Raw genomic sequence first — 21,676 nt, 5'->3', positions numbered from 1 at the left:
CAGGTGAACGCCGCCGACAGCCTCCTGGAGGCCCGCATCACCGGCAAGACCTACCGGCGGCCCGACGGGGTCGCCATGGAGGCGGTGCGCGAGCTCTCCCTCACCCTCGCGCGCGGGGAATTCGTGTGCCTCATCGGCCCCTCGGGCTGCGGCAAGACCACCACGCTGCGGATCCTCTGCGGCCTCGACCACGACTTTGAGGGGTCCCTCACCCCCGATCCGGCGCGGCTTGCCATCGGCATTGCCTTCCAGGAGCCGCGGCTTTTGCCGTGGCGGACGGTGGAGGAGAATATCCGCATCGTCCTGCCGCCGGCCCGGCGCCGCGCGGACCTGTCCGGCCTGCTCGCGACCTTCGGGCTTGCCGCGCACCGCGCCCGCTATCCCGGCGAACTGTCGCTGGGGCTGGCGCGGCGGGTGTCGCTGGCGCGGGCGCTGGCGGTGGAGCCGGATCTCCTGGTGCTCGACGAGCCCTTCGTCTCCCTCGATGCGCAGGCGGCGGTGGAACTGCGGCGCTGCGTGACCCTGGCCGCCGAAGGCAAGCGCAAGGGAGAGGGCGCGGGCGGGCGAATGGGGGTATTGATGGTGACGCACAATGTGCGCGAGGCGCTTCAGCTCGCCGACCGTCTGGTGCTGCTCGCGCCCCGCCCCACCTTCATCCTTGAGGAGGTGCGCCTTCGCGTGCCCCGCGCGGCCCGTTCGCCGGACTGGGTGGAAACGGAGCGCGCGGCGCTCGCCGCCCGCTTCCCGGTCTTGAGCGAGGTATAATACCGAAGGCCCCCGCGTTGACTCATGGGCCTTCTGACTCATGGGCCTTCTGACTCCTGGGCCTTCGGTGAAGCCCGCGCGGCGCCCGAGCGAACCCACTCGGCGCCGGTCGTGGACCGGGGCCCGATGGCATAAGCACCACAGCGCCCTCGCAAAATGAAAAACGGAACATCGCGCTTCGGGAGATGGCTCATGACCTTGCGGCTGACCTTGAGCACCTTGCGGCGGCTTGCCGCACTCCTCCTCCTGGCGGTGCCGGTTCATGTTGCAGCGCAACCGGAGACGGAACCGTTCGCGGTGATCGAGGTTGCGCCCGGCGTGTTCGTCCATCAGGCGCCCAATGCCCTTGCGTTGCCACGCAATCTCGGCTTCGTCGGCAATGCGGGCTTCGTGGTCGGGCGCGATGCCGTGGCGGTGATCGACACCGGCGGCAGCTTTCAGGCCGGCGCGCAGCTGAAGGCCGCGATCCGGCAGAAGACGGCGCTGCCGGTGCGCTACGTCATCAACACCCACATGCATCCCGACCACGTGCTCGGCAATGCCGCATTTGCCGGTCCCGGCGTGACCTTCATCGGCCACAGGACCCTGCCGGAGGCGCTCGCCGCCCGCGCGCAAGCCTATGTGTCCGCCACCGAGCGCCTGGTGGGGCCGGCGGCGGCCGGCACGCGGGTGGTGCTGCCGGACGAGACCGTGGCGGACGTGCGCGACATCGACCTCGGCGATCGTGTGCTGCGCCTGGAAGCCTGGCCGACCGCCCACACCGCCACCGACCTCACCGTGCTCGACCAGGCCACCGGAACCTGGTTCCTCGGCGACCTTCTGTTCCTCGGCCATGTGCCGGCGCTGGACGGCAAGGCGGCGGGATGGATCGCGCTCATCGAGGAGCTGAAGCGCCGCCCCGCTGCGCGCGCCGTGCCCGGCCATGGCCCGGCGGCGGTGGCCTGGCCTGCGGCGGCCGAGCCCACGGAACGCTATCTCAAGCGGCTGGTGGCCGATGTGCGCGCCATGGTGCGGGAGGGGCGGACCCTCTCGGAGGCGGCGCGGGAAGCGGGCCGCTCGGAGGCCGGCAACTGGCAGCTGTTCGACGATTTCAACCCCCGCAACGCCACCACCACTTTCCATGAGCTGGAGTGGGAATAATTTTTTCCCGTGGCAATGCAGGCCTTATTGCAGTGCAAAAACGACGTATGGTTACTTCGCAGGTGCAGAACAAAACTCCGGGTGCGGCAGACATTTGGCGTATTGCTTCCGGAGAGAACATTGCTTACGTTCCTCACAGCTTCGGCTTCAACAACTCCGTGCGGGGAACGCGGGGTTGGTTCGCAGGCCTGCGGGACGCCAGTCACCGCATGGCTTCATGGCATCACGCCGGTCGTGACACGCTGCCGAAGTAGATGGAGTCCCCCAAGGCGAAAACAACGCGCTCAGTGCGTTACCCGATCCACGTGGGTGGAGGCGGGCGCGCATCCATCGGAGGAAGCCCGGATGAGACGTCTTTTGGTTCTGACCGCCGCGGCGGTGGTCACGGCATTTGCCGGCGCGCCAGCCCGCGCCAACGATAGTGTTCTGAAACTCACCCAAGATCCCAACCAGTGGGCGCTCCAGACCGGGGATTACGCCAACACGCGTTTTTCCAAGCTGAAGCAGATCACCTCGGACAACGTCGGCAAGCTCCAGGTCGCCTGGACCTTCTCCACCGGCGTGCTGCGCGGCCATGAAGGCTCGCCGCTCGTCGTTGGCGACGTGATGTATGTGCACACGCCCTTCCCGAACATCGTCTATGCGCTCGATCTGAAGAACGAGGGCAAGATCATCTGGAAGTACGAGCCCAAGCAGGATCCCAATGTGATCCCGGTGATGTGCTGCGATACGGTCAATCGCGGCCTCGCCTATGCCGACGGCAAGGTGTTCCTGCATCAGGCCGACACCAAGGTGGTGGCCCTCGACGCCCAGAACGGCAAGGTGCTGTGGTCGGCGGTGAACGGCGATCCCAAGAAGGGCGAGACCAATACCGCCACCGTCATCCCGGTGAAGGACAAGCTCATCGTCGGCATCTCCGGCGGCGAGTTCGGCGTGCGCTGTCACATGACGGCCTACGACCTGAAGTCGGGCAAGGAGATGTGGCGCGCCTATTCCATCGGCCCGGACAGTGACATCCTCGTCGATCCGGAGAAGACCACCGAGCTGGGTAAGCCCGTCGGCAAGGATTCTTCGCTGAAGACCTGGCAGGGCGACCAGTGGAAGACCGGCGGCGGCTGCACCTGGGGCTGGTATTCGTACGATCCCCAGACCAACCTCGTCTATTACGGCTCGGGCAACCCCTCGACCTGGAACCCGAAGCAGCGTCCCGGCGACAACAAGTGGTCCATGACCGTGTTCGCCCGCGATGCCGATACGGGCATGGCCAAGTGGGTCTACCAGATGACGCCCCACGACGAGTGGGACTATGACGGCGTCAACGAGATGATCCTGGTCGATCAGCAGATCGGCGGCCAGAATCGTCCGCTCCTCGTCCATTTCGACCGCAACGGCTTCGGCTACACGCTGGACCGCAAGACCGGCGAGCTGCTGGTGGCCGAGAAGTACGACCCCGCCGTGAACTGGGCCACCAAGGTGGACATGGACCGCAACAGCCCGACCTTTGGTCGTCCGCAGGTTGTCGGCCGCTATTCCACCGAGAAGCAGGGTGAGGATGTCAACACCACCGGCATCTGCCCGGCGGCGCTTGGCACCAAGGACCAGCAGCCTGCGGCCTTCTCGCCCGACACCGGCCTGTTCTACGTGCCCACCAACCATGTGTGCATGGACTACGAGCCGTTCCGCGTGAGCTACACCCCCGGCCAGCCCTATGTGGGCGCCACGCTCTCCATGTTCCCGGCGCCGAACAGCCACGGTGGCATGGGCAACTTCATCGCGTGGGATGCCCGCCAGGGCAAGATCGTGTGGTCCAACAAGGAGCAGTTCTCCGTGTGGTCCGGCGCGCTCGCCACCGCTGGCGGCGTGGTCTTCTACGGCACCCTCGAGGGCTACCTGAAGGCGGTTGACGCCAAGACGGGCAAGGAACTCTACAAGTTCAAGACCCCGTCCGGCATCATCGGCAACGTGATGACCTACACCCACCAGGGCAAGCAGTATGTGGCGGTGCTCTCGGGCGTCGGCGGCTGGGCCGGCATCGGCCTCGCGGCCGGCCTCAACGACCCCAACGCCGGCCTCGGCGCTGTGGGCGGCTATGCGGCCCTGAGCAACTACACCGCCCTCGGCGGCCAGCTCACGGTGTTCGCCATCCCGTGATGGGACCAATGGCCTGAACCGCGAGCGACGCGTCCCGGATGACAGGTTCTCCGGCGCGTCTCCAGACGGGCCGGCACGCCCCCTCGACAGAGGCGGTGTGCCGGCCCCGAAATCGGCACCGCATTCAAGGTTGGACTCCAGTCGGACGCGCTAGAGCGCGACCTGATCAGATTGAATTAATCTGATCAGTGAATCGCCCTCTAACTCCTGGAAACGAGAACGCGTTGTCCGATCAGCTTGCGGTGCAAGCTGATCGGCGCGTGATCGAGCGCGCCGATGCACCTCCTCGCGCGTGCTTTGGTGTCTTTACATTGGAGCGTGAGGGACGGAACGCCGCTGCGGCGCCGGCCCAAGCCCTTCGTCTGCCCTTTTGGAGAGATCGTGTGGTTTCAACAGTCAATCTGAAGCGCGCCGGCGTTTTCTTCCTCGCGGCGTTCAGCTTTCAACTCGCCGGTGCCGGCCTGCCCGCGTTCGCAGAATCCACCCCTCCCGGTGACCCGAAGCCGGTGAAAGAGGAGGAGGGCAAGTATTTCGACGCCGCCGGAGTGCCCACCTACAACATCAAGCCGGATGGCACGGTGGATTGGTTCACCTATTCCGGCTACCGGCGCTACCACGCCGAATGCCATGTGTGCCACGGTCCTGACGGCATGGGCTCCACCTACGCGCCGGCCCTGATCGATTCGGTCAAGGTCATGAATTTCGACCAGTTCAGCGAAGTGGTGGTCGGCGGCCGGCAGAACATCAGCAGCGGCAATGACAAGGTCATGCCCTCCTTCGGCCTGAACAAGAACGTGATGTGCTACCTGGACGACGTCTACGTCTATCTGCGCGCCCGTTCGAACGATGCACTGGGCCGCGTGCGTCCCGCCAAGCGGGATGAAAAGACGCAGGGAACCACCGATGCGGAAAAAGCCTGCCTCGGCGAGTAGAACGGCCCCGGCGACCAAGGAGCGTTTCGCCGCGCTCCTCGCCTCCTTCGCCACCGGTGCACTGGCCGCGATCCTGCTGCTGAGCGCCTCGGGGGCGCGCGGCCAGCAGATCCCCGACCAGGTGTCGGCGGACGCGCTCAGGGTGTGCGCCGATCCGGCGAACATGCCCTATTCCAGCATGGCGGAGGAAGGTTTCGAGAACCAGATCGCCGCCATCGTCGCCGACGAGCTGAAGGTTCCGGTGCGCAATTACTTCATGCCGCAGGGTCCGGGCTTCGTGCGCAACACCCTCGGCCGGCGCCTGTGCGACGTGGTCATCGGCTATGCCGCCGGCGCCGATCCGGTGCTGCATACCAATCCCTATTACCGGTCGGTCTATGTGCTGGTGGTGAAGGCCGGCGGCCCCTTCGACACCGTGGAGCAGCTTTCCGATCCGCGCCTCAAGGAGGCCCGCCTCGGCGTCATGGCGGCAACGCCGCCGGCGGATCACCTGCTGGAATACGGCCTGCTGCCCAAGGCGCGCACCTATTCGCTCCTGGTGGACCGCCGCTTCGCCTCGCCCGCGCAGGATATGCTGGACGACCTCGCCAGGGGCGAGATCGACGGCGCGCTGCTGTGGGGTCCCACGGCCGGCGCCTTCGCGGCCAAGGCCGCAACCCCGCTCAAGGTGGTGCCGCTGCTGAAGGAAGCCGAGCGGCCGGCCATGACCTATCGCATCACCATGGGCGTGCGGCCCACCGACCACGCCTGGAAGCAGACGCTCAACACCGTGCTGCGCAAGCGCGCCGCGGACATCGAGAAGGTGCTGCTCGCCGCCCACGTGCCGCTCGTCGACGAGGATGGTGCCATCATCACCCCCGCAGCGCCTGCTGGCGACACGAGGATCGGCCAGTGACGCCGGGGCGGGCGCCCGCGGGAGGTCTGCGCCGGGCCGGCGGGCTTGTCCATGCCGCCGTCGCCGCCCTCTGCCTCGCGGCGTGCCTGTCTGCTTCCGTTGCCCCTGCCGCGGCCGAAGATGCACCACCGGAGCCGGTCGGCTACCGCCTTGACGCCTATCGCGCGCCCACCCCGGCGACCCTTGCCGGCGCCCAAGTGCTGGATACCGCTGCCGCCGCCGAAGTCTGGCGCGCCGGCGGGGCGGCCTTCATCGATGTGCTGCCGCGCCCGCCCCGGCCCGCCGGCTTGTCCGAGGGCACGGTGTGGCGCGATCCGCCCCATGCCAGCATTCCCGGCGCCGTGTGGCTGCCGAATGTGGGGTTCGGCGCCCTCAATGCCGACACCGAGGCCTATTTCCGCGCCGGGCTGAAAGAGGCCAGTCGCGGCGATGTGAACGCACCCCTCGTCATCTTCTGCCAGCGTCAGTGCTGGATGTCGTGGAATGCGGCGAAGCGGGCGCTGGAAGGCGGCTATCGCAACGTCGCCTGGTTTCCGGAGGGAACCGACGGCTGGTCTCAGGCGGGCCTTCCACTCGTCCCCGCCACGCCGCGGCCCTGACCCGGCAGGCCTGTCCCGGCACGGAAGCTTTTTTGAGCCAAGTCGATACCGGCTCGCGTCGAGAGCGTGGGTGAGATCAATAATCCGAGCGGATCACGCTCCAAACTCAAGGAAAGAGAGACCGCGTTGTCCGATCCGATTGCGGTGCAATCGGATCGGCGCGGGCTCCGGGAGGAAACGCCATGATGCGCCGCTCTTCATCCCGCACCGCCGGCCGGGTGGGCCTCCTGGCGCTGGCGCTGTGCGCCTCCCTGCCCCTGACGGGCCCGGCGCTGGCGCAGGAGCCCGCCGCCCAAGGTGCCGGCACCGAACCGAACCGCGAGGCCAACCGAGAGGCCACCTGGGCCGCCATCCGGCCGGACCTGTTTCCGGGCAAGGCCATCGCCGAGGCCGGCGCCATCGTGCGGCTCGACGCGCCCGGCCGGGCCGAGGATGCGGCCCTCGTCCCCCTCACCATCGAGCTTGCCTTGCCCGCGGGGGATCCGCGCACCCTGAAGGCGGTGACGCTGGTGGTGGACGAGAACCCCGCGCCCATGGCCGGTCGCTTCACCCTCGGGGCGGGAACGCGGGCGTTTTCCCTGTCGCTGCGGGTGCGGGTCAATTCCTATTCCTTCGTGCGCGCGGTGGCGGAGACCAGCGACGGCGGGCTGCTGATGACCAAGGCCTATGTGAAGGCGGCGGGCGGCTGCTCCGCCCCCGCCACCAAGGACACGGCGGACTCCATCGCCCATGTGGGCGAGATGCGCTTCCGCTCCTTCGCCGCCACCGGTCGGCCGGAAGCCCAGGTGCAGATCCGCCACCCCAATTTCTCCGGCCTCCAGATCGATCAGGAGACCCGCGGCTACACCCCGGCCTGGTTCGTGCGCGAGGTGGAGGTGACGCAGGGCGAGAAGCTGATCTTCGCCATGGAAGGCGGCATCTCCATCAGCGAGGACCCTACCTTCCGCTTCAGCTACACGCCGTCGTCGGACCAGGTGAGCGTCCGCGCCGAGGACACGGAAGGCAAGGTCTTCACCCGCAGCTTTCCGGGCGGTGGCAGCTGAGGCCGGTTGAGGTGACGCGACTGGATACGGTGGGAACCCTCCCCCGCAAGCGGGAGAGGGAGCCTTAAACGCCGTTTTCGTGCCACCCACCTCACCGCGCAGTCTGGCGGGTCGGGCGGTAGGCCGCCTGGTCGATGCCGTGGCGGCGCAGCTTGTCGTAGAAGGTCTTGCGCGGAATGCCGAGGGCCGCGACGGTAGCCTGGATATCGCCCTGGTTGGCTTCCAGCGCGGCGCGGATCTCGCCCGCCTCGAAGCGGTCCACCCGCTCCGGCAGGGTGCCGGAGGTGGGCTCGGCCGGCGCACCGAAGTCCTCCCCGGGGAAGTCCTGCCGCAGATCGTCCACCAGGCCCAGCGCCACGCGCTCGGCATAATGCACCAGTTCGCGCACATTGCCGGGCCAGTCGTGGGTGGCCAGGTGCCTGCGCACCGCGGCATCCAGCTCCGGCGGCGGCCGTTTGAAGCGGTCCGCCGCGCGGGCGAGGAAATGGCCGAACAGCAGCGGCACGTCCGCCCGTCGCTCGCGAAGTGCGGGAATGCGCACGCCGGCCACGTGCAGGCGATAATAGAGGTCCTCGCGGAAGGCGCCCTGCCGTACCAGCGCCGGCAGGTCCACCTTTGAGGCGGCCACCACGCGGATGTCCACCCGCCGCGTCTCGTTGGTGCCCAGCGGCGCGATCTCGCGCGCTTCCAGCACCCGCAGCAGCTTCACCTGCAGCGCCGGCGACATGGCCTCGATCTCGTCGAGGAAGAGGGTGCCGCCATTGGCGTGCTCGATGCGCCCCACCCGTTTCTTGAGCGCGCCGGTGAAAGCGCCGGCCTCGTAGCCGAACAATTCGCTTTCGATGACGGTTTCCGGCAGCGCCCCGCAATTGACCGCGACGAACGGCCTTGAGGCGCGGCGGCTCCAGCGGTGGAGCGCGTTCGCCACCACCTCCTTGCCGGAGCCGGTCTCGCCCTCCACCAGCACGTCCACGTCGGCGTCCGCGATCTGGCGCAGCATCTGGCGCATGCGCGCCATCACCGGGGTGGCGCCGAGCAGGGGCATGTCCTCGCTGGCGGTCTCCACCGCGCGCTTCAGCTCCCGGTTTTCCAGCACCAGGCGCCGCCGGTCGAGGGCGTGGCGCACGCTGGTGAGGAGCCGATCGTTGGCATAGGGCTTGGCGAGGAAGTCGTAGGCGCCCTCGCGCATGGCATCCACCGCCATGGCGATGTCGCCGTGGCCGGTGATGAGGATAACGGAGAGGTCGGAATCCACGCGCCGGAGCCGCCGGAACAGCTCCAGCCCGTCGATGCCCGGCATGCGCACGTCGCTGACCACCACGCCGGGGAAATCGGCACCGATCTCCTCCAGCGCGGCGAGCGCGGAGGCGTAGCCGGTGACGGTGAGGCCCGCCAGCATCAGCGCCTGCACGTTGGCGGCGCGCAGCAGGTCGTCGTCGTCGATGAAGGCGACATCGCTCATGAGGTTGCCTCGGAAGCCCTCGGTAACGTGATGGTGAAGACGGCGCCGCCCGCATTGGCCACGGCCAGCGTGCCGCCCGATTCGGAAATGATGTCCTTGGAGATGACAAGGCCCAGTCCCAGCCCCTGCGGCTTGGTGGTGGTGAAGGGCAGGAACAGCGCCCCCAGCACTTCCGGCGGCAGGCCGGGGCCGTTGTCGGCCACGGTGACCACCACCTTGTCCGCACCGGTGGCGGAGGCGATGCGGATCGCGCCGTCCCGGCGCGTGTCGAGGGCCTCGGCGGCATTCTGGATGAGGTTGACGAACACCTGCTCCAGGCGGACGCGGTCGCCCGTCACCTGCACCTCTGGCACATCCAGGGCGACGCTCAGGGTGATGTCGTTCTGCAGCAGCCGGTAGCGCAGCAGCAGCAGCGCGCCGTCCACCACGGTGCCCAGCCCCACCGGTTCGAGGCGCGCGGCGGACTTGCGGGCGAAGGCGCGCAATTCCCCGGTGATGGCGCCGATGCGCTCGGTGAGCATGGCGATGGTCTCAAGATTCTCCACCGCGGGGCCGGTCTGGCCCTGCGCCAGGAACGTGCGGGAATTCTCGGCGAAGGTGCGGATGGCCGCCACCGGCTGGTTCACCTCATGGGCGACGCCGGCGGCGATCTGGCCCAGAACGGCGAGCTTGGAGGCCTGCACCAACTCGTCCTGCAGGGCATCGATGGCGAGGCGGGCGCGCCGGCGCTCCTCCATCTCGGTGCGCAGCTGGGCGTTGGCGGCGCTCAGTTCGGCGGTGCGGTCGGCGACCCGGGCCTCCAGCTCGCGCCGGGCCTCGGCCTCCCGCGCCTCGGCGCGGGCGCGGCGGCGGCGGCGGGTGCGCCACAGCCCGGCCGAGCCGATGGCGACCACGCCGAGAAGGGCGGCGGAGGTGCGCGCCGCGGTGGCGGCGAGGTTGGTGGTGGCCGCCGTGGGCGCGAGCACGGACAGGCTCCAGTCGGTGGTGGGCACAAGGAGGGAGGATTCGAGGAAATCCTCCCGCTTGGCCTGGCCCGGCAGCCGCACCCGCTTCACCGCCGGATCGGCGGCAGTGGGGTCGAGGTCGAGCAGGTCGAGGGGGGCGTCGCCGAACTGGAGGCTTTCGCGGATCGCCTCGCGCTCCACCGGGTCGAGGGGCTGGGTGGTGCGGAAGCGGAAGCCGGGCACGCTGGAGATGAGCACGATGTGGCGGGCATCGGTGACGAAGGTGGGCTCGGGGAAGCGCCGCCACTCGTCCTCCAGCGCGTCGAACTCGGCTTTCAGGACCAGCACGCCGATGGGCACGCCGTCGGCCTCCACCCGCTGGGCGAGATAGAGGCCGGGGCGGCGGCTGACGGTGCCGAATGCGAAATGCTCGGCCCGGCCCTGCGCGAGGGCGAGGCGGAAATAGGGGCGGAAGCCGTAGTCGCTGTTCAGGAAGCTCTCGGGGGTGCGGTAGTTGCTCGCCACGATGGTGTGGCCGTCGGCATCGATGAGATAGATGACGCCGGTGCGGGTGCCGGCCGCCAGCTGCTCGAACCTCTTGTTCAGGGCATCGATGCGCGCCGCATTGCCGGTTTCCAGCGCCCGGCGCACATCCGGGTCCTGGGCCAGGGCGAAGGGCAGGGAGCGCTGCTTCTCGATCTCGCTGCGCAGCACCGCCACGCGCAGGGCGGCGGCGGTGGCCGCGCTCGCCTCCACCTGGGCGAGGGCCCAGCGGCGGGCGGCATAGTCCGCTGCCCGGTCGAGCCCCAGCAGGATGACGGCGACGGCCACCACCACCCCCGCCGCCATGAGGACGGGCCGCCGGCGCGTCACCGGCCGACCTTCGCTGAGGGACGCGTCCACTCCCGATTCCCGCTCTCGAATGTGTGCGATTTTCCGCACTCCATTGGGAGTGAGAGTGCATCCATCCGCACGCCAAGTCGAGCCAAATTCCGCGGCGCTGAAAAATTCACATGGGTTCGCAATGGTCTAACAAAGATGCGCGTCTGACGCGGGACTGGCATGCAGCTTGCGCAAGAGGGAGCGTACCCGGCGTCCTGCGCCATCCCGTCAACGAAGCATCCGGCGTCCGCAGTGCCCATCGCAAGAGGCACCCCGGCCCCGGTGGAGGAACTCTCCAATGGCCCATGCAATTCCCGCCATGGCGGTGCCGGCGCATCCGCGCAAGTTCTACCACCACCTGTATTTTCAGGTCATCATCGCCATTATCGCCGGCATTCTGCTCGGCCATTTCTACCCGGATGTGGGCGCCAGCCTGAAGCCGCTCGGCGACGCCTTCATCAAGCTCGTCAAGATGGTGATCGCCCCGGTTATCTTCCTCACCGTGGTCACCGGCATCGCCGGCATGCGGGACCTCGCCAAGGTCGGGCGCGTGGCCGGCAAGGCGATGATCTACTTCCTCACCTTCTCCACCCTCGCCCTGCTCATCGGCCTCGTGGTGGCGAACGTGGTGCAGCCCGGCGCGGGCCTCAACATCGATCCCGCGAGCCTCGATCCGAAGGCGGTGGCGACCTATACGTCGAAGGCCCATGATTCGACCATCATCGGCTTCCTGATGAACATCATCCCGACGACGCCGATCTCGGCGCTGGCCTCGGGCGACATCCTGCAGGTGCTGTTCTTCGCCGTGCTGTTCGGCATCGCCCTGGGCGGCGTCGGCGATGCCGGCGAGCCGGTGATGAAGATCCTGAACTCGGCCTCGGCGGCCATGTTCCGCCTGGTGGCGATCCTGATGAAGGCGGCCCCCATCGGCGCCTTCGGCGCCATGGCCTTCACCATCGGCAAATACGGCATCGGCTCGGTGGCGAACCTCGCCATGCTGATCGTCACCTTCTACATCACCGCGGCCCTGTTCATCTTCGTGGTCCTCGGCCTGGTGGCGCGCTACAACGGCTTCTCCCTGTGGAAGCTGCTGAAGTATATCCGCGAGGAACTGCTCCTCGTGCTCGGCACCTCCTCCTCGGAAGCCGCCCTGCCGGGCCTGATGCTGAAGATGGAGCGCGCCGGCTGCGCCAAGTCGGTGGTGGGCCTGGTGATCCCCACGGGCTATTCGTTCAACCTCGACGGCACCAACATCTACATGACGCTGGCGGCCCTGTTCATCGCGCAGGCCACCGGCATCCACCTGTCCTTCGAGGAGCAGATCCTGCTGCTGCTGGTGGCCATGCTCTCGTCCAAGGGCGCGGCGGGCATCACCGGCGCCGGCTTCATCACCCTGGCGGCGACCCTCTCCGTGGTGCCCTCGGTGCCGGTGGCGGGCCTCGCCCTCATCCTCGGCATCGACCGCTTCATGTCCGAGTGCCGGGCCATCACCAACTTCATCGGCAATGCGGTGGCCACCATCGTGGTCGCCCGCTGGGAAGGCGAACTGAACAAGGACCAGCTCAGCCGCGCCCTCAACGGCGAGCACTTCTCGCTGGAAGACGAGCTGGAAGACGGGATGGCGACCAGCGGCGCCACGGCCGTGGCGGCCGAGTGAGCTTGTCCTGACGCCCTCCGGCGAGTTCCGCCTCTCCCTGGAGAGGCGGGCGGGGGCTCGCTGGACCCGGACCGCAAGGTCCGCTACCGCCTCCCCCCAAGGGAAGGCGGTTTCTTTTTCGCGGATGCGCGGTGCGCCTTGACGGCCGGCCGGCGCCGATGACATCGAAGGCTCCGACGCAACGGGGCCGCACGCCATGACGGAGCAGATCGCGCCACGTGCGCAGGAGAAACGCGCGCAGGAGACAGGCGCGCACGGGACCAGCGCGCCGCCCGGCTCGCCCGGCGAAGTGTTCGGCGCCTTCCTCAAGCTCGGCCTCACCTCCTTCGGTGGTCCCGTCGCCCATCTCGGCTATTTCCGCGACGAGCTGGTGCTGCGCCGGCGCTGGATGGACGATGCGGCCTATGGCGATCTGGTCGCCCTGTGCCAGTTCCTGCCGGGCCCCGCCTCCAGCCAGCTCGGCTTCGCCCTCGGTCTGCTGCGCGGCGGCGGGCTGCTGGGCGGGCTCGCCGCCTGGGCCGGCTTCACCCTGCCCTCGGCCATTGCTCTCACCGCCTGCGCGCTGGGCGCCGCGAGCCTTGCCGGCACCGACGGCGTGCTGCATGGCCTCAAGCTCGTGGCCGTGGCCGTGGTGGCGCAGGCGGTGTGGGGGATGACGCGCACCCTGACGCCGGATCGCGCCCGCGCCGGCATCGCCCTCGCCGCGCTCGCCCTCGTGGTGTTCGCGGGCAGTGCCCTGGGGCAGGTGGTGGCCATCGCGCTGGGCGCCCTCGCCGGGCTCATCCTGTGCGCCGAGGCGGCACCCGCACGCGCGGATGTGCCGGGCGCGAGCGTCCAATTGCCGACCTTGGCGGTGCCGCTCTCCCGGCGCACGGGCGCCCTGTTGCTCGCCCTGTTCGCGGCGTTGCTGGTGGTGCCGCCGGTGATCGCGGCGGCGACCGGCGTCCAGGCCCTCGCCCTGTTCGATGCCTTCTACCGCTCCGGCGCGCTGGTGTTCGGCGGCGGGCACGTGGTGCTGCCTTTGCTCCAGGCCGAGGTGGTGGCGCCCGGCTGGGTTTCCGCCTCCACCTTCCTCGCCGGCTATGGCCTGGCGCAGGCGGTGCCCGGCCCGCTCTTCACCTTCGCCGCCTATCTCGGCGCGGCCATGGGGCCTGCGCCCAATGGCATCGTCGGGGCAGCCATCGCGCTCATCGCCATCTTCCTGCCGGGGCTGCTGCTGGTGACCGGCATGCTGCCGTTCTGGGACCAGCTGCGGCGCCGCGCCCGCGCCCAGGCCGCCATGCGCGGCGCCAATGCGGCGGTGGTGGGCCTGATTGGCGCTGCACTCTACAGCCCGGTCTTCACCGGCGCGGTGTTCGGCGCGCCGGATTTCGTGGCGGCGGTGGCCGGCTTCCTGCTGCTGACGGTGTGGCGTTTCCCCCCGCTTGCGGTGGTCGCGCTGCTGGCGGGTGCCGGGATCTTCCTCGGCTGATACCAAAGGCCGGTGAGCTTTGCTCATGGGCCTTTGGCCAAGCCCGCGCGGCGCTTGAGCGTGACCCACTCGGCACCGGTCGAAGACCGGGGCCGAAGGTATGAGGTCCGCTCAGCGGCGGCGGCGCTGGCGCGCGCGCTGGTCCTCGAGCTTCAGGCGCACCGTGTCGAGGGCGCGGATGGTGTCTTCCAGCCGCTTGGCGATGGCGCGCCGCATCTTGGCGGTGGCGTCCGGGAAGCGCTCCAGCATGGCGACGAAGGCGGCGCGGGGGATATTCAGCACCTGAACGTCGGCGGCGGCCACCGCCGTCACCGGGCGGGGCGTGGGCACGATGAGGGCGGTCTCGCCGATGAGCGTGCCGGGCCCGACCTCCTTGAGGAGGCGCGGCGCGTCCGCCTTGCGGTCGTCCAGGAGGCGGATGTGGCCGGAGGCGACCACATAGGCGCAGTCGGCGATCTCACCCATGCGGAACAGGGTCTCGCCCCTCGCCAGGGTCTCGGTCCGCGCGTCGGCCGCCAGCAGGCGCAGCGCCTCGCTGTTCAGCATGTCGAAGGTGGTGACTTCGCGGAGCAGCGCGATGTCCTTCTCGATGCTCACCGAAGGTGTTTCCTCACGTTTTGGGGCCGCAGGATGTGCAACGTGCATCCCGACGGCTCAGGGCACCAGCTTGTAGCCGCCGGCCTGGGTTGCGAGCAGTGTGGGGTTGGAGGGATCGGGCTCGATCTTCTGGCGCAGGCGATAGATGTGGGTTTCCAGCGTATGCGTGGTTACCCCGGAATTATAGCCCCACACTTCCTGCAGCAGCGTCTCGCGCGGCACCGGCGTCTTTCCGGCGCGGTAGAGATAGCGCAGGATCGCCGTCTCCTTCTCGGTCAGGCGGATCTTGGAGCCGCGGTCGGTGAGCAGCAGCTTGGCGCCGGGCCGGAAGGAATAGGGGCCGATGGCGAACACCGCGTCCTCGCTCGCCTCGTGGGAGCGCATCTGCGCCCGCAGGCGCGCCAGCAGCACGGCGAAGCGGAACGGCTTGATGATATAGTCGTTGGCCCCGGCCTCGAGGCCCAGGATGGTGTCGCTGTCGGTGTCGTGCCCAGTGAGCATGAGAATGGGCGCCTTGAAGCCGGCGCGCCGCATCAGGCGCACCGCCTCGCGCCCGTCCATGTCGGGCAGGCCCACATCCATGATGACGAGATCGATGGCGCCGTTCTTCGCCAGTTCCATGGCGCCGGCGGCGGTCTCGGCGGGCACCGGCTCGAACTCGTCCTGGAGCGCGAGCTGCTCGATCAGGGCGTCGCGCAGCTCCGGGTCGTCTTCGACCACCAGGATTTTCCACGCATTGGGCATTCAATTCCTCCTGCGCCCTTGCAGGCGCGCGAATCGCGCAAGTAGAGCATGCCCATGGCTTGGCGCAAATTTCCATCCATGGACCGGCGTCGGGGGGTATCACATTACGTCATGGTTGCGCGATATCCTGTGGGCATCTCCCAAATCACGGTGCGGCGGCGTCCGGGCGCCCCTCATCTCGGCATTTTGCGCTGCGGCGGCCTTTCCATTCCGGTGGCGCTCGGGCGCTCCGGCGTCGCCTTCGACAAGCGCGAGGGTGACGGGCGAACCCCGGCCGGACGCTGGCGGATCGAACGTCTCCTCTTCCGGCCGGACCACGGCCCGCGGCCGGTGACGCACCTGCCCTGCCGGCCGCTGAAGCCGAGCGACGGCTGGTGCGATGACGCCGCCGACCGGCGCTACAATCGTCCCGTGGCGCTCCCCATTGGCGGCACCCGCAAGGTCTCCCACGAACGCATGTGGCGGGACGATGGGCTCTACGACCTGGTGCTGGTGCTCGATCATAACACCTGCCCTCGGGTGGCGGGGCGGGGCTCGGCGGTGTTCGTCCATCTGGCACGTCCCGGCTTTCGGCCCACCGAGGGCTGCGTGGCGCTCCGGCGGGCGGACATGCTGCGGCTGCTGTCCCGGCTGTCCCGCGCGTCCCGGCTGCTGATCGAGGTGTGAGCGTCTTTCCCGGGCGCTGGGCCGGGTGCTATATGAATCGTTCTAAAAAGCGCGTCCGCCCAACCGCGCCGCGTGCAAACCCCACAACGCCCGGGATGCCATGCCCTTCTCCTCGCCACGGAATGCGGACCTGTCGCCGCCGCGGGTCGGCCTGTTCTGCACCTGCCTCGTGGACATGATCCGCCCCTCGGTGGGGTTCGCGGCGGCCAAGCTGCTGGAGGAGGCCGGCTGCGACGTGGACGTGCCGGCGCAGACCTGCTGCGGCCAGCCCGCCTTCAATTCCGGCGACCGGGCCACCGCCCGCGCGCTGGCCGAGCAGGTGATCGCGGCGTTCGAGAATTTCGATTATGTGGTGGCCCCGTCCGGCTCCTGCGCCGGCATGATCAAGGCCCATTATCCCGAGCTGTTCACCGGCGAGCCGGACTGGACGGGGCGGGTGGACCGCTTCTGCGCCAAGGTCCACGAGCTGGTGTCGTTCCTGGTGGACGTGCGCGGGGTGACGCGCGTTGATGCCGCCTATGACGGCACCGTCACCTATCACGACAGCTGCTCCGGCCTGCGGGAGCTGGGGGTGAAGGACCAGCCGCGCGCCCTGCTCGCCTCGGTGGAGGGACTGACCCTGTCCGAGATGGTCGATGCCGACACCTGCTGCGGCTTCGGCGGCACCTTCTGCGTGAAGTATCCGGATGTCTCCAACGCCATCGTGGAGAAGAAGGCGGCCAACATCGTCGCCTCGGGGGCGGATACGCTGCTGGCCGGCGATCTCGGCTGCCTCATGAACATGGCCGGCAAGCTCCAGCGCCAGGGTCGCCCGGTGGTGGCGCGCCACGTGGCCGAGGTGCTCGCCGGCATGGGCGACGCCCCCGCCCTCGGCGAGCCCGCTTCGGAGAAAGCCCCATGAGCGTCGAGATCACCTCGCCCCGCTTCAAGGACAATGCGAAACGCGCCCTCGCCGATGGGCCGCTGCAGGCGGCACTGTCCAAGGTCGGGCCTGGCTTTATCGGCAAACGGACGGCGGCGGCGGACAAGCTGCCCGAGTTCGACGCCCTGCGCGACAGCGCGCGGGACATCAAGGACCACACCCTGGCCCACCTCGACCTCTATCTGGAGCGGTTCGAGGAGAAGGTGAAGGCGGCCGGCGGCCACGTGCATTTCGCCGTGGACGCGGCCGACGCGCGGGACATCGTCACGAAGATCTGCCGCGACCTCGGCGCGCGGACCGTGACCAAGGGCAAGAGCATGATCTCGGAAGAGATCGGCCTTAACGATCACCTCTCAGCCGCCGGCATCGAGCCGGTGGAGACGGATCTCGGCGAATATCTCATCCAGATCCGCGGCGAGGCGCCGTCCCACATCATCGCGCCCGCTATCCACCTCAACAAGGAGCAGGTGGAGGAGGACTTCCGCCGCGTCCATACGCACCTCGCCCCCGAGCGCAACCTGTCCGAGCCCACGGCGCTTCTGGCCGAGGCGCGGGGCGAGCTGCGCCAGAAGTTCCTGGTGGCGGACGTGGGCATCACCGGCGCCAACTTCCTGGTGGCGGAGACCGGCACCTCCATCATCGTCACCAACGAGGGCAACGGCGACCTCACCCAGACCCTGCCCAAGGCGCACATCGTGCTGGCCTCGCTGGAAAAGCTGGTGCCGACGCTGGAGGACGTGAGCCAGCTTTTGCGCGTGCTCGCCCGCTCGGCCACCGGGCAGGAGATGAGCGTCTACACCACCTTCTCCACCGGCCCCCGCCGCCCCGGTGATCCGGACGGGCCGGGCGAATATCACGTGGTGATCCTCGACAACGGCCGCTCCGGCATGCTCGGCGGCCCGCTGAAGGAGATGCTGCGCTGCATCCGCTGCGGCGCCTGCATGAACCATTGCCCAGTCTACCACGCGGTGGGCGGGCATGCGTATGGCTGGGTCTATCCCGGCCCCATGGGATCGGTGCTGACGCCGGCGCTCATCGGCATCGAGAAGGGCGCCAACCTGCCCAATGCCTCCACCTTCTGCGGCCGCTGCGAGGAGGTGTGCCCGGTGCGCATCCCCCTGCCCAAGCTCATGCGGCACTGGCGGGAGAAGGAATTCGAGCGGCACCTCACCCCGGCGCCCCAGCGCTACGGCCTCGCCGTGTGGGGCTTCTTCGCGCGGCGCGGCTGGCTCTACCGGCCGGCCACGGGCCTCGCCATGACGCTGCTTTCCGTCCTCGGCCGCAAGAAGGGGCGCTTTGCCGCCCTGCCGCTCGCCGGCGGGTGGACCGGCCACCGCGATTTCCCCGCGCCCGAGGGCGGCACCTTCCAGGCCCAGTGGCGCGCCCAGCGGGCCGCGCGCAATACCCGGCACGCCAACAGGGACGCCAAGAAGGACGCCCGCCCATGACCTCTTCCCGCGACACGGTCTTCGCCTCGGTCCGCCGCGCGCTGGGTGTCACCTCGCAGGAGGCGCCGCGCCGGCAGGAGGCGGACGGGCGGCTCGCCGGCCATCCCCGCGGCCTCGTGCCCGCCCGCGCCCAGCTGCCGGCGGCGGCGCGGCTCGCCTTGTTTAAGGACATGGTGGTGGCCGCCGCGGCGAGCATCGATCATCTGCCGAGCGCGGACGATGTGCCCGGCGCGGTCGCTTCCTACCTGCGGGGGCGCAACCTGCCGCCCACCATCCTGCGCGGGGGCGACGCCCGGCTGGCGGCCCTGCCGTGGCACCGCGAGCCCAACCTCGATGTGTGGATCGGTCCGTCCGACGGGCGGCAGCTCGCCGGCCTCTCCCATGCGTTCGCGGGCGTCGCGGAATCCGGCACGCTGGTGATGCTCTCCGGACCGGACAATCCGAGCACCCTGAACCTTTTGCCCGATCACCATTTGGTGGTGCTGGACGCAGCCGATGTGGCCGGTGACTACGAGAGCGTATGGACGCGGATCCGCGAGCGGTTCGGGCCAGGGGTGATGCCGCGCACGGTGAACTGGATCACCGGGCCGTCGCGCTCCGCCGACATCGAACAGACGCTGCTCCTGGGCGCCCATGGTCCGCGCAGCCTGCATGTGCTGTTGGTGGGCGGGGCCTGACGCGGACGATTGGGAAAAGTGCGGGGCCGGGCGTGGGGGTTCGACCGCGACAGGTGGAACCCATCTGCCGCGAACAGGTCGAACCACAATTCCTCGATCTGGTGACCCACTGGGCCTATCCGGTGAACCCAGATGCACCGGGTGGGCATTATCTGTTTGTTTTACGTGGTTCCAGACGCAAAGCCGCCGCACACTTTTGCTGGAACTGCGCTAGAGCGTTTTCGAGCGAAGTGGATACCGGTTCGCGTAAAGAAAACGCGTCAAAACAAAACTCTAGAGCGATTGCCGTGAGCCAGTGCGAACGGAAAACGCGCTAGCCCGCCAGCCCGCGCACCCACATGCCCACGGCCACGCCAATGGGAACGCTGACCAGAACGGCCGTTGCGATGGTGAGGTGCCCGCCGAAGACGAGGCCCATCACCGCGCCGGAGATGGCCGACAAGGCGGCCACGATCAGCACGCTGCCGGGCGGGCGCGAATCGGGTGCCTCCGGTTCGGGCCGTCGCGCCTGTTGGGCGCGCTTGAACTCCGTGTCCGACCTGAGGTTCGCGAGAACCTGAAGGTCTGGAGGAAAGCCGCGTCCGTCGCGCTGGACGATTGAGCCCGTGAGATGTGCGTTCACGTTTGTGCCCTCACCAAGAGGCATTCTTAGTCGAAGCTTAACTTTATACAACCTATGTACGCATTCGGTAGTGTTAAAATACCTACACTACAAGTTTACCTTTGGTCGGGCGCCGCTGCGGCCTGATGCAGGCGCGCCACGGGGTGGTGAAAAATGCAGCCTTCTCCCAAGGTTGTGCGCCGGGTAACCGATCCGCAGTTGCCCAGCCCGTATTTTGGCGGCAGAACTCGGTCACCATCAAGGACGGTGCTCACCATGAAGTCTGGCTTGCGCTTCGCCAAGGCGCTGCTTGCAGCGCTCATTGTAATCTGTGCCGCCCAGCCCGCGCTGGCCCAGCAGAACCGCGGCCACGTCTATTTGCTGCGCGGCCTGGCCAATGTCTTTTCGCTGGGCATGGACGATCTGGCCGCCAAGATGAATGGGCGCGGGATCATCGCCACGGTGCACGAATACGGCCAGTGGCAGCAGCTCGCCGATGCGGCCGCCGCCGAGAGCCGGGCCACCGGTAATTCGCCCATCGTCATCATCGGCCACTCGCTGGGCGCGGATGCCGCCATCGAGATGGCCGAGCGCCTCACCGCCCTCGGCGTGCCGCCGAAGCTGGTGGTGACCTTCGATCCGGTGGGCGTCACCCAGGTGGGTCGGTCGCTGGGCTATTTCGTGAACTATTACCAGTCCACCAACGGCTACGGTAAGCGCCTCACCGCCGGCCCCGGCTTCCGCGGCAACATCGTGAACCGCAACCTCGACGCCATCGGCTCCATCGATCATTTCAACATCGAAAAGGCGCCGCGGCTGCATGAGGAGGTCATCAGCCAGGTGCGGTCCATCACCAACAAGCCGAAGCCCAAGCCCAAGCCCGCGGCACCGGCGGCCCCCGCCGCCGAGCCGTCCGCGCCCGGCACCCAGGCGGCCGCCAAGCCCGGCGCGCCGGGCTGAGCCCGCAGGCCGACGCCTGTTTCGAGGGCGCGGCTTCAAGGCAGGCATCTGGATCAATCGACGCCGGCCGGCTCCTCGCCGCGCCGGCGTTTTTCTTGAGAGACTGGAGATCACACGCCAAGGGCGCGCAGGCCCGCCGCCGTCGCCATGGCGGCGACCACGGCGAGGAGGTCGCTGCGTGTGAGCTTCGCGGCGAGAAAGGCGGCGCCGAGGCCCGCCAGCATGGCGGCATCGCCGTGGACCGCGCCGGGCGCCAGCAGCGCCACCAGCACCGCCCCCGGCAGGCAGTCCAGCACCCGCCGCACCCGCGGCGTCACCGGGATGAGCCGCATCAGGAAGAAGCCCGCCGACCGGTTGAAGGCGGTGGCGAGCGCCATCACGCAGATGGCGGCGAGGGTTTGCGGATCAACGGTCATCGTCGGTGAACCCGCCTGCGAGCGCACCGGCCAGGGCGCCGATGACGATGAACCACCACCCCGCCAGCACGAACGAGACCGCGATCGAGACCGCAGCCGCCACGCCCCAGCCCACCGCCTCGCGCCGGCCCTTCCAGTTGGGCAGCAGCATGGCGACGAAGAAGGCCGGCACCACCAGGTCGATGCCCACCGCCTTGGGATCGGGAATGCCGCCGCCGATGGCGTGCCCGGCCGCGGTGGAAACCACCCACAGGGCCCAGGTGAGCAGCCCCGAGCCGACGAAATAGCCGGCGTCGTTGCCACCCTCCTGATGGTAGCGCATGGCGGCGGCCCAGTTGTTGTCCGCCATCAGCAGCAGGGAGGGGTAGGTCTTCCAGGCCGGCATGGACCACAGCCAGGGCCGCATGGACGCCCCCATGAGCACATGGCGCATGTTGACGGTCATGGTCAGCAGGCCGAGGGCGATAAGGGTGGCCGGCGTCCACTGCTCCCGCCAGCCTTCGAGGGCCACCATCTGGGCGAGGCCGGCAAAGACGAGGCCGCTGGAAAGGACGGCCTCCAGCATGGAGAAGCCCTTCTGCACCGAGGCGGCGCCGAACGCCATGCCGAAGGCGGCGAGCCCCGGCATCAGCGGAATGGTCTCGCGCGCGCCGTGCAGCATGCCGTGCAAGGTGAGGGGAACGGGGGGCGGCTTGGTCATGGGC

At 68.7% G+C, this 21,676-nt stretch carries 21 protein-coding genes; 14 read left to right on the top strand and 7 right to left on the bottom strand.

Annotated features, from left to right (window positions below):
• Positions 1-3 precede the first annotated feature (3 nt).
• From K9U41_RS10665 to K9U41_RS10635, 7 genes are all read left to right on the top strand, one after another.
• Positions 4-765, top strand: coding sequence for an ABC transporter ATP-binding protein (locus K9U41_RS10665; RefSeq protein WP_282640818.1), 762 nt, complete (start codon positions 4-6; stop codon positions 763-765).
• A gap of 192 nt (positions 766-957) precedes the next feature.
• Complete coding sequence (locus K9U41_RS10660) at positions 958-1,905, top strand: quinoprotein relay system zinc metallohydrolase 2 (RefSeq protein ID WP_282640817.1); 948 nt, start codon at positions 958-960, stop codon at positions 1,903-1,905.
• Between the two features lie 345 nt (positions 1,906-2,250).
• Positions 2,251-4,056: a lanthanide-dependent methanol dehydrogenase XoxF5 gene (gene xoxF5, locus K9U41_RS10655; protein ID WP_282640816.1), complete on the top strand. Its 1,806-nt coding sequence runs from the start codon at positions 2,251-2,253 to the stop codon at positions 4,054-4,056.
• Positions 4,057-4,517: 461 nt separating this feature from the next.
• Entirely contained in the window at positions 4,518-4,988 is a 471-nt protein-coding gene (locus K9U41_RS10650) for a c-type cytochrome, methanol metabolism-related (RefSeq protein WP_282640826.1), read from the top strand.
• Complete coding sequence (locus tag K9U41_RS10645; protein ID WP_282640815.1) at positions 4,960-5,883, top strand: substrate-binding domain-containing protein; 924 nt, start codon at positions 4,960-4,962, stop codon at positions 5,881-5,883. The genes K9U41_RS10650 and K9U41_RS10645 overlap by 29 nt, the downstream gene beginning before the upstream one ends.
• A gap of 26 nt (positions 5,884-5,909) precedes the next feature.
• A complete protein-coding gene (locus tag K9U41_RS10640) occupies positions 5,910-6,482 on the top strand; it encodes a PQQ-dependent catabolism-associated CXXCW motif protein (RefSeq protein WP_432715772.1) in 573 nt (190 codons plus the stop codon).
• Between the two features lie 182 nt (positions 6,483-6,664).
• Positions 6,665-7,525 carry a quinoprotein dehydrogenase-associated SoxYZ-like carrier gene (locus K9U41_RS10635; protein ID WP_282640814.1) on the top strand — a complete coding sequence of 287 codons (861 nt, stop codon included), beginning with the start codon at positions 6,665-6,667 and terminating at the stop codon, positions 7,523-7,525.
• A gap of 91 nt (positions 7,526-7,616) precedes the next feature.
• Here K9U41_RS10635 and K9U41_RS10630 read toward each other — a convergent pair whose 3' ends face one another.
• Together K9U41_RS10630 and K9U41_RS10625 are read right to left on the bottom strand one after the other, a co-directional pair.
• Positions 7,617-8,987, bottom strand: a complete 1,371-nt coding sequence (locus K9U41_RS10630) for a sigma-54-dependent transcriptional regulator (protein ID WP_282640813.1) — start codon at positions 8,985-8,987, stop codon at positions 7,617-7,619.
• A complete protein-coding gene (locus tag K9U41_RS10625) occupies positions 8,984-10,834 on the bottom strand; it encodes a sensor histidine kinase (protein ID WP_282640812.1) in 1,851 nt (616 codons plus the stop codon). The genes K9U41_RS10630 and K9U41_RS10625 overlap by 4 nt, the downstream gene beginning before the upstream one ends.
• 277 nt (positions 10,835-11,111) lie before the next feature.
• On the opposite strand from K9U41_RS10625, the gene K9U41_RS10620 reads away from it, so the two are divergent.
• Both K9U41_RS10620 and chrA read left to right on the top strand, forming a co-directional pair.
• Positions 11,112-12,470, top strand: coding sequence for a dicarboxylate/amino acid:cation symporter (locus tag K9U41_RS10620; RefSeq protein ID WP_282640811.1), 1,359 nt, complete (start codon positions 11,112-11,114; stop codon positions 12,468-12,470).
• A gap of 196 nt (positions 12,471-12,666) precedes the next feature.
• On the top strand, positions 12,667-13,941 hold the full coding sequence (gene chrA / locus K9U41_RS10615) for a chromate efflux transporter (protein ID WP_282640810.1): 1,275 nt from the start codon (positions 12,667-12,669) through the stop codon (positions 13,939-13,941).
• 111 nt (positions 13,942-14,052) lie between these two features.
• Here the strand turns inward: chrA and K9U41_RS10610 are convergent, their stop codons facing one another.
• On the bottom strand, positions 14,053-14,538 hold the full coding sequence (locus K9U41_RS10610; protein ID WP_282640809.1) for a cyclic nucleotide-binding domain-containing protein: 486 nt from the start codon (positions 14,536-14,538) through the stop codon (positions 14,053-14,055).
• A 57-nt stretch (positions 14,539-14,595) separates the two neighbouring features.
• Positions 14,596-15,282: a response regulator transcription factor gene (locus K9U41_RS10605; RefSeq protein ID WP_138400692.1), complete on the bottom strand. Its 687-nt coding sequence runs from the start codon at positions 15,280-15,282 to the stop codon at positions 14,596-14,598.
• 129 nt (positions 15,283-15,411) lie between these two features.
• Between K9U41_RS10605 and K9U41_RS10600 the strand changes: the two genes are divergently transcribed.
• From K9U41_RS10600 to K9U41_RS10585, 4 genes are all read left to right on the top strand, one after another.
• The gene (locus K9U41_RS10600; protein WP_282640808.1) at positions 15,412-15,948 is read left to right on the top strand and encodes a L,D-transpeptidase family protein; all 537 of its coding nucleotides are present in this window, start codon (positions 15,412-15,414) and stop codon (positions 15,946-15,948) included.
• A gap of 100 nt (positions 15,949-16,048) precedes the next feature.
• Positions 16,049-16,849 (top strand): (Fe-S)-binding protein, encoded by an 801-nt coding sequence (locus K9U41_RS10595; protein ID WP_282640807.1) that lies wholly within the window; start codon positions 16,049-16,051, stop codon positions 16,847-16,849.
• The gene (locus K9U41_RS10590; protein ID WP_282640806.1) at positions 16,846-18,318 is read left to right on the top strand and encodes a lactate utilization protein B; all 1,473 of its coding nucleotides are present in this window, start codon (positions 16,846-16,848) and stop codon (positions 18,316-18,318) included. Before K9U41_RS10595 ends, K9U41_RS10590 begins: the two co-directional genes overlap by 4 nt.
• Positions 18,315-18,995: a LutC/YkgG family protein gene (locus K9U41_RS10585; RefSeq protein ID WP_282640805.1), complete on the top strand. Its 681-nt coding sequence runs from the start codon at positions 18,315-18,317 to the stop codon at positions 18,993-18,995. The genes K9U41_RS10590 and K9U41_RS10585 overlap by 4 nt, the downstream gene beginning before the upstream one ends.
• A 313-nt stretch (positions 18,996-19,308) precedes the next feature.
• Here K9U41_RS10585 and K9U41_RS10580 read toward each other — a convergent pair whose 3' ends face one another.
• Complete coding sequence (locus K9U41_RS10580) at positions 19,309-19,617, bottom strand: hypothetical protein (protein ID WP_282640804.1); 309 nt, start codon at positions 19,615-19,617, stop codon at positions 19,309-19,311.
• Positions 19,618-19,872: 255 nt separating this feature from the next.
• On the opposite strand from K9U41_RS10580, the gene K9U41_RS10575 reads away from it, so the two are divergent.
• On the top strand, positions 19,873-20,556 hold the full coding sequence (locus K9U41_RS10575; RefSeq protein WP_282640803.1) for a thioesterase domain-containing protein: 684 nt from the start codon (positions 19,873-19,875) through the stop codon (positions 20,554-20,556).
• Positions 20,557-20,666: 110 nt separating this feature from the next.
• Here the strand turns inward: K9U41_RS10575 and K9U41_RS10570 are convergent, their stop codons facing one another.
• Positions 20,667-20,972: an AzlD family protein gene (locus K9U41_RS10570; RefSeq protein ID WP_282640802.1), complete on the bottom strand. Its 306-nt coding sequence runs from the start codon at positions 20,970-20,972 to the stop codon at positions 20,667-20,669.
• Positions 20,962-21,676, bottom strand: a 715-nt coding sequence (locus K9U41_RS10565) for an AzlC family ABC transporter permease (protein ID WP_282640801.1), incomplete at its 5' end; no start/stop codon positions are given. The genes K9U41_RS10570 and K9U41_RS10565, both read right to left, overlap by 11 nt.

This window comes from Xanthobacter autotrophicus (genome assembly GCF_029991245.1).
GTDB lineage: Bacteria > Pseudomonadota > Alphaproteobacteria > Rhizobiales > Xanthobacteraceae > Xanthobacter > Xanthobacter autotrophicus_C.
Note: the sequence above shows the minus strand (reverse complement) of the source record. Positions and strands in the feature narration are given on the sequence as shown.

Excerpts from the sequence above, each read along its gene's own strand:
- K9U41_RS10660 (WP_282640817.1), top strand. The coding sequence starts at position 958 with ATGACCTTGCGGCTGACCTTGAGCACCTTGCGGCGGCTTGCCGCACTC.
- xoxF5 (WP_282640816.1), top strand. The coding sequence starts at position 2,251 with ATGAGACGTCTTTTGGTTCTGACCGCCGCGGCGGTGGTCACGGCATTT.
- K9U41_RS10645 (WP_282640815.1), top strand. The coding sequence starts at position 4,960 with ATGCGGAAAAAGCCTGCCTCGGCGAGTAGAACGGCCCCGGCGACCAAG.
- K9U41_RS10635 (WP_282640814.1), top strand. The coding sequence starts at position 6,665 with ATGATGCGCCGCTCTTCATCCCGCACCGCCGGCCGGGTGGGCCTCCTG.
- K9U41_RS10630 (WP_282640813.1), bottom strand. The coding sequence starts at position 8,987 with ATGAGCGATGTCGCCTTCATCGACGACGACGACCTGCTGCGCGCCGCC.
- K9U41_RS10620 (WP_282640811.1), top strand. The coding sequence starts at position 11,112 with ATGGCCCATGCAATTCCCGCCATGGCGGTGCCGGCGCATCCGCGCAAG.
- chrA (WP_282640810.1), top strand. The coding sequence starts at position 12,667 with ATGACGGAGCAGATCGCGCCACGTGCGCAGGAGAAACGCGCGCAGGAG.
- K9U41_RS10605 (WP_138400692.1), bottom strand. The coding sequence starts at position 15,282 with ATGCCCAATGCGTGGAAAATCCTGGTGGTCGAAGACGACCCGGAGCTG.
- K9U41_RS10595 (WP_282640807.1), top strand. The coding sequence starts at position 16,049 with ATGCCCTTCTCCTCGCCACGGAATGCGGACCTGTCGCCGCCGCGGGTC.
- K9U41_RS10590 (WP_282640806.1), top strand. The coding sequence starts at position 16,846 with ATGAGCGTCGAGATCACCTCGCCCCGCTTCAAGGACAATGCGAAACGC.
- K9U41_RS10585 (WP_282640805.1), top strand. The coding sequence starts at position 18,315 with ATGACCTCTTCCCGCGACACGGTCTTCGCCTCGGTCCGCCGCGCGCTG.
- K9U41_RS10575 (WP_282640803.1), top strand. The coding sequence starts at position 19,873 with ATGAAGTCTGGCTTGCGCTTCGCCAAGGCGCTGCTTGCAGCGCTCATT.
- K9U41_RS10570 (WP_282640802.1), bottom strand. The coding sequence starts at position 20,972 with ATGACCGTTGATCCGCAAACCCTCGCCGCCATCTGCGTGATGGCGCTC.